General features: G+C 58.1%; 6 protein-coding genes. All 6 read left to right on the forward strand.

What is annotated here, in order from left to right:
* Nucleotides 1–116 precede the first annotated feature (116 nt).
* On the forward strand, nt 117–1,130 hold the full coding sequence (locus FV242_RS32295) for an alanine racemase (RefSeq protein ID WP_210248989.1): 1,014 nt from the start codon (nt 117–119) through the stop codon (nt 1,128–1,130).
* Nucleotides 1,127–2,062 (forward strand): dihydrodipicolinate synthase family protein, encoded by a 936-nt coding sequence (locus tag FV242_RS32300; RefSeq protein ID WP_147941787.1) that lies wholly within the window; start codon nt 1,127–1,129, stop codon nt 2,060–2,062. The genes FV242_RS32295 and FV242_RS32300 overlap by 4 nt, the downstream gene beginning before the upstream one ends.
* Before the next feature lie 24 nt (nt 2,063–2,086).
* Nucleotides 2,087–2,872 carry an SDR family oxidoreductase gene (locus tag FV242_RS32305; protein ID WP_147941788.1) on the forward strand — a complete coding sequence of 262 codons (786 nt, stop codon included), beginning with the start codon at nt 2,087–2,089 and terminating at the stop codon, nt 2,870–2,872.
* A gap of 23 nt (nt 2,873–2,895) precedes the next feature.
* Nucleotides 2,896–3,594: a ribonuclease activity regulator RraA gene (locus FV242_RS32310; RefSeq protein ID WP_147941789.1), complete on the forward strand. Its 699-nt coding sequence runs from the start codon at nt 2,896–2,898 to the stop codon at nt 3,592–3,594.
* A 111-nt stretch (nt 3,595–3,705) separates the two neighbouring features.
* Entirely contained in the window at nt 3,706–4,068 is a 363-nt protein-coding gene (locus FV242_RS32315; protein ID WP_147941790.1) for a RidA family protein, read from the forward strand.
* 363 nt (nt 4,069–4,431) lie between these two features.
* On the forward strand, nt 4,432–5,658 hold the full coding sequence (locus FV242_RS32320; protein ID WP_147941791.1) for an MFS transporter: 1,227 nt from the start codon (nt 4,432–4,434) through the stop codon (nt 5,656–5,658).
* Nucleotides 5,659–5,920 lie beyond the last annotated feature (262 nt).

The raw sequence follows: 5,920 nt of genomic DNA on the forward strand, positions 1-5,920 counted from the left end.
ACACCAAAAGGCTCCTAACGACACTAACAAAAATACGTCCCAACATCGACAGCTAACTAGCTCAGAACGTCGCAGATCAAATCTCGTTTCCCGCTAATTGTCTCCAAACACCTTGTTTGGTCATCTTAGAAAAAAAGGTTCAGAACAATCTTGAGCGGACGATAGCAGCAAGCAATGGGCCAGAGCATCTTGTTCCTCACGTGAAGACACATCGCGCTAATTGGATTGTGCGTCTGATGCTCGATAGAGGCATCCGTAATTTCAAGTGTGCGACGCCGGCAGAGGTGGAACTCGTTCTTAGTGCCGGTTCACCCGGTGCTATCTGGGCTTATCCCAGCGTCAATCGTGCCAACATTGCACGGGTGATCGCGATGGCGCGACGGTATCCGGACGCCGAGGTTTCAGCTCTCGTCGACAGTTTCGAAGGTCTTGCGGCTTGGCGCGAGACCTTTGCCGGGAACCCAGCGAATGTCAGGCTTCGCGTTGACCTCGATGTCGGGATGGGACGCACCGGCATTCCTGTTGGGGCCGAGGCGCGGAAGCTGGCCCTAGCCATCCAAGAGGCCGGACTGTTCGGCGGCTGGCACGCCTACGACGGGCATATTCACGGCAACATCAAAGACCGCCGCCGGGAGGTTCAAGAGAATGCCTCGGCAGTCAGCCACCTGATGAACGACATTCGCGCCGAGGGGGTCGATGGTGACCTTGTCGCCGGTGGCAGCTACAGCTTCAATCTCTGGCCGGGGGACATCGCCCGATACGTCTCTCCGGGAAGCTGGACCTACTCGAGTGCTCAGCACAACGTCGACCTGCGAGACCTTGGATGGGAGCAGGCAGCGTTTGTTCTTACCACAGTCGTATCAAAGCGTGCTGGAACGGCTACGCTCGACGCCGGATCGAAAGCGATTTCGCCAGACAAGCCAATAGACCAACGCTTCTTTTGGAAACGCCGTATTATCTCGATGAGCGAAGAACACACAGTCGTCGAGGCGGATGAATTGGAGGTCGGCGACCGCCTGCTTCTCACACCTCAACACGCCTGCACTACAGCCTACCTCTACGACCGAGCCTTGGTGCAGACGGAAGATGGCCGATGGGAAACCCGCGGGCAGCTGGGAAATGCGCGATGACTGACCTGACACAAGCAAAAGGTGTCTACTCGATCGCTGTGACGCCGTTCGATAATGATGGCGGAGTGGATTACGCCTCAGTCGATCGTATGACGGACTTTTACATCGAATGCGGTGCGAAAGGTCTGACGATTTTAGGCATTCTGGGTGAAGCGCACAAGATGATGGCCGACGAGGCTATGGCGGTGGCACGGCGTGTCATGGCTCGTACCAACGTTCCAGTGATCGTCGGCATATCAGCTCCGGGCTTCGCCCAAATGCGCGCACTCGCCCATGAGGCCATGGCTTGCCACGCGGCGGGCGTCATGATCGCACCGCCGCCCACGTTGCGCACGGACAATCAGATCGTCACCTACTATGCGCAGGCGATCGAGGCGATTGGCGATGACGTTCCCTTCGTAATTCAGGACTACCCGCTCGTCCTGTCGGTCGTCATGACGCCCGACGTCATTCGTCGGATCGTGCAGAACCATCCGTCGTGCGTCATGCTTAAGCATGAGGACTGGCCCGGCTTAGAGAAAATCTCTGCTATTCGAAACTTAGAGCAGGGGGGTTCAATGCGCTCTATCTCTATCCTTACCGGTAATGGAGGGCTCTTTCTTGATTTCGAAATGGAGCGAGGCGCAGATGGCGCTATGACCGGCTATGCCTTCCCGGAGATGCTGGTGGACGTGGTTCGATATTCCGCCTCCGGCGAGCGGGATAAAGCCCACGACATGTTCGACGCTCACTTGCCGTTGCTACGCTACGAGCAGCAGCAGGGTGTCGGACTGGCTGTCCGCAAGCATATCTTGAAGCGACGCGGCGCAATCATTTCTGACGCCCAGCGAACGCCGGGGAGCAACCTCAGTGCTGCCGCCCGTGCTGAGGTCGACTTTCTGCTGGCGAGGCTGGCACGCAAAGACTCACGTGCCAATCTTTCCAGATATTGAAGAGTACTGTGAAAGGAAAACTGAATGGATTTGGGGATTTCCGGCAAGATCGCTCTCGTACTTGGTGCCGGTGGCGGACTTGGAGGGGCAATCGCACGCTCGCTTGCGCGCGAAGGAGCTATTATCGTGGTCGCCGATCTCGACAGCGAGGCAGCCGACCGGACCGTGTCTGAAATCCGGAAGATAGGCGGCAAGAGTGAAGCGCTGCGTTGGGATCTCTCCGAACTTGCCGTGATCGATGCGAATGTCTCGAAAATTGAGCAGTTATTCGGATCAGTTGACATACTCGTCAACAATACGGGCGGTCCTCCTCCGACTTCAGCCTCTGATCAAGCCGCCGAACTTTGGACGAAACACTTCCAATCCATGGTCCTCTCGGTCATCAAGCTGACCGATCGTATCCTTCCAGGAATGCGAGAGAAGGGCTGGGGTCGCATCGTCACGAGCACGTCGTCCGGCGTCGTCTCGCCAATCCCCAACCTGGGTGTTTCGAACGCGCTTCGCCTGTCGCTTGTTGGGTGGTCGAAAACGTTAGCTCGAGAAGTTGGTCGCGACGGGATTACAAGTAACATCATCCTGCCGGGTCGTATTGCGACGACCCGTATCCAGTTCCTCGACGAGCAGAAGGCCAAGCGCGAGGGACGTAGTGTCGAGGACGTATCTTCCGAGAGCACAGCATCCATTCCTATCGGGCGTTACGGAAACCCCGATGAGTACGGTGACGCAGTCTCGTTTTTGGTCTCGGCACGCGCCTCGTACATCACCGGCAGCATAATACGCGTTGATGGCGGTCTAATTACCAGTATATGATTTCTAACGAGAGAGGAAATGGCATGGACAAAGATCGAAAGATTATTGAAACACTATCGAGTGTGACCACTGCGACGCTCACTACCATCCTTCTCAAGAAGGGGCTGCGCAATGTCTGGCTCCGTGGCACCAAGCCGCTGTGTCCGGGACAGCCACGGCTCGTCGGCCGCGCCTTCACCCTGCGCTTTGTTCCTGCTCGCGAAGATCTGGCAACACCGGAGTCGTGGTCCTCACCAAAGTCGACTCGCGCCGCGATCGAAGCCATGCCGGAAGGCTGTATCGCCGTTGTCGATGCCATGGGCGTTAAGGATGCTGGCATTTTCGGTGATATCCTTTGCGGTCGCATGGCCAAGAAGGGCGTGGCTGCGCTGATCACGGACGGTGTTGTGCGCGATGTCGCCGGTGTCTTGTCCACGGGCCTGCCGGTCTGGTGCGACGGCGCGGCAGCACCTCCCTCCGTTGCCGGTTTGACCTTTGTCAACTGGCAAGAGCCAATTGGATGCGGCGGCGTCGCTGTCTATCCGGACGATATCATTGTAGTCGACGATGACGGCGCGGTTTTGATCCCGGCGGCTCTCGTGGACACAATCCTCGAACTGGCGCCTGAACAGGAACGCCTGGAGGGCTGGATTATGCAAGAGGTTGACAAGGGCGTTTCCCTGCCAGGCCTCTATCCGCCGAACGACGAGAATAAAGCGCGCTACGAGGCTTCGAAGGGCTGATCGACAAGCTGCAGGGGTCGTTCCAAAAAGCGACCTCCGCCTAGACCCAAAGGGCGATCAGAAGTCTTCAATACTTAAGCCGTCTATGATGCGCGGCACCATGAGGTTTAGATGCACAACCAAAATGAACTTCCCCCCCCCGGAGGGCACTACTCAGCGGCTATGCGCGCTGGCGATTTCGTGTTCACGGCGGGGCAGACGCCCCGCGACCTCGATCGTAGAGTCGTTGGTACAGACATTGAGACACAAACGGTCACCACAATCCAAAATCTTGAAGCTGCGCTGAAGAGCGTCGGCGCGGACCTCGATCAGGTTGTCAAAGTCACCGTACATCTATCGACCCTGAGCGACTTCAAAGCCTTTGATGTTGTCTATGCTCGTTATTTTACCAAATCAAAGCCGGTACGAACTACAGTTGGGAGTGAGCTGAATGGAGTTTTGGTCGAAATTGACGCCGTAGCATTTGTTGGTTAGTCAGTGCGCACTATCGGTTTGATTATTTTCTTTTAGACGTCAAGAAAATGACCACAACAATCGTGGCGATGCGTTGTAGTATATTGTTGAATGTTTAAGCCTAAACTAATGCTAAGATCGTTCAAGCAACCTGAGCGGATCGTAAACGATCTGGCACTAGTCCATGTGGTGTGTTGATCAGCTCTCATATCGCCTTTGGCTCTCAGGTTGTCCGTTACTCTACATAATCTAGCATGTCATTGAGCTTCGGACATTAGATACTTTGCTATAGGGGACAGGTCCATCGGGCCTGAGTGACCGCGGACGTGATCAGAAGCGGCGCGTCCCCCGCGCGCGAGTGAACGGTCAGAGTCCGAACTTCTCATGTCCCACACTGTGACCACGACAGCCGAACTTACACCGGCCGTTGTTCCGCGGTCTGGCACGGCTAACGTCGTTAGGCTGGCCATCGCTCAAGCACTGGCCGGGGCGAACTCGACCGTCGTGTTCGCGACCGGCGCCGTCGTTGGCGACAGGCTCGCGCCGAACGAGGTGCTGGCGACCCTACCGATCTCCGTCTTCGTCGTCGGTATGGCCGCCTGCACACTCCCCTCTGGCAGCATTGCGCGGCGCCATGGGCGTCGCGCCGTCTTCATGACCGGAACGAGCTGCGGCGTGCTCGTCGGCCTGCTTTCGGCTTGGGCCATCTTGGCAGCCAGCTTCTGGCTGTTCTGCGCGGCAATGTTTCTCGGGGGTGCCTACGCCGCCGTGGTCTTCTCCTTTCGCTTCGCGGCAGCGGATTGTGTCCTGGCCGCTCGGCGCCCGCGCGCGCTGTCCGCCGTCATGGCTGGCGGCGTCTTCGGCGGGGTGATCGGCCCACAATTGGTGACTTATACGATGGACCTGTGGCCGTCACATACGTTCGCGGCGACCTTCCTGGCGCAGGCTGCCGTGGCCGCTCTCTCGGCTCTCGTCTTGTCGGGCGTGAGGCTGCCCCGGCCCGCAGCCGAGGAGATGGCCGGGATGCGGCCAATGGGTGTGATCCTATGTCAGCCGAGCTTCATCATCGCCGTAATCTGCGGGGCGGTATCCTACCTGTTGATGAACTTCGTGATGACGGCGGCCCCGCTGGCGATGCGCTTGTGTGGGCATGCGCAGGAGGATGCCAACCTTGGGCTGCAATGGCACGTGATCGCGATGTACGGCCCAAGCTTCTTGACTGGGCGACTGATCACCCATTTTGGAGCGCAAGGCGTGGTGGCGGTCGGATTAGTTCTGATGGGCGTGGCCGGGGTCATTGGATTAGCGGGCGTGGATGTGGTGTACTTCTGGTTGTCGCTAGTCGCGCTCGGAGTTGGCTGGAACTTCGGTTTCGTCGGCGCCTCCGCTCTGATACTAGAGTGCCAACGCCCCGAGGATTGGACGCGGGTGCAGCCGGTCAACGATTTCATCGTGTTCGGGATGGTGGCTGTGGGCTCGTTCTCGTCCGGCGGCCTGCTGACGAGCTACGGGTGGGATACAGTTCTCTGGGTCTTGTTCGCACCGCTGGTGCTGGCAGCCTCAGCCCTCACCTTCTCAGCCGCGTCGCGCAGGTCGCGACGCCTCACGTGAATGATTGAGCGTGGACTTCAGGCGCTCGCAGGTGGGACTGTCAGGAATTCCGTGTGCGGGCGGCGGGTTGAACATTAGGCCGCCATGGCCCGGGTGAAGCGCTCGCCGAAGATGACGGTGATCGGCCCCCACAGGGTGGCTCTTCGCCAAGTTTGGTGGATTGGGTTGGTGGAAGGGATGCCGGAAGGTAGCTCCTGGCTGAACCGGGCGGGGATTCTCAGATCAGGGTATGACCCTTCTCTGTTACATCCCCGGTTGTCGC

The sequence above is a fragment of the Methylobacterium sp. WL64 genome, assembly GCF_008039945.1.
GTDB lineage: Bacteria > Pseudomonadota > Alphaproteobacteria > Rhizobiales > Beijerinckiaceae > Methylobacterium.

Excerpts from the sequence above, each read along its gene's own strand:
- FV242_RS32300 (WP_147941787.1), top strand. The coding sequence starts at position 1,127 with ATGACTGACCTGACACAAGCAAAAGGTGTCTACTCGATCGCTGTGACG.
- FV242_RS32305 (WP_147941788.1), top strand. The coding sequence starts at position 2,087 with ATGGATTTGGGGATTTCCGGCAAGATCGCTCTCGTACTTGGTGCCGGT.
- FV242_RS32310 (WP_147941789.1), top strand. The coding sequence starts at position 2,896 with ATGGACAAAGATCGAAAGATTATTGAAACACTATCGAGTGTGACCACT.
- FV242_RS32315 (WP_147941790.1), top strand. The coding sequence starts at position 3,706 with ATGCACAACCAAAATGAACTTCCCCCCCCCGGAGGGCACTACTCAGCG.
- FV242_RS32320 (WP_147941791.1), top strand. The coding sequence starts at position 4,432 with ATGTCCCACACTGTGACCACGACAGCCGAACTTACACCGGCCGTTGTT.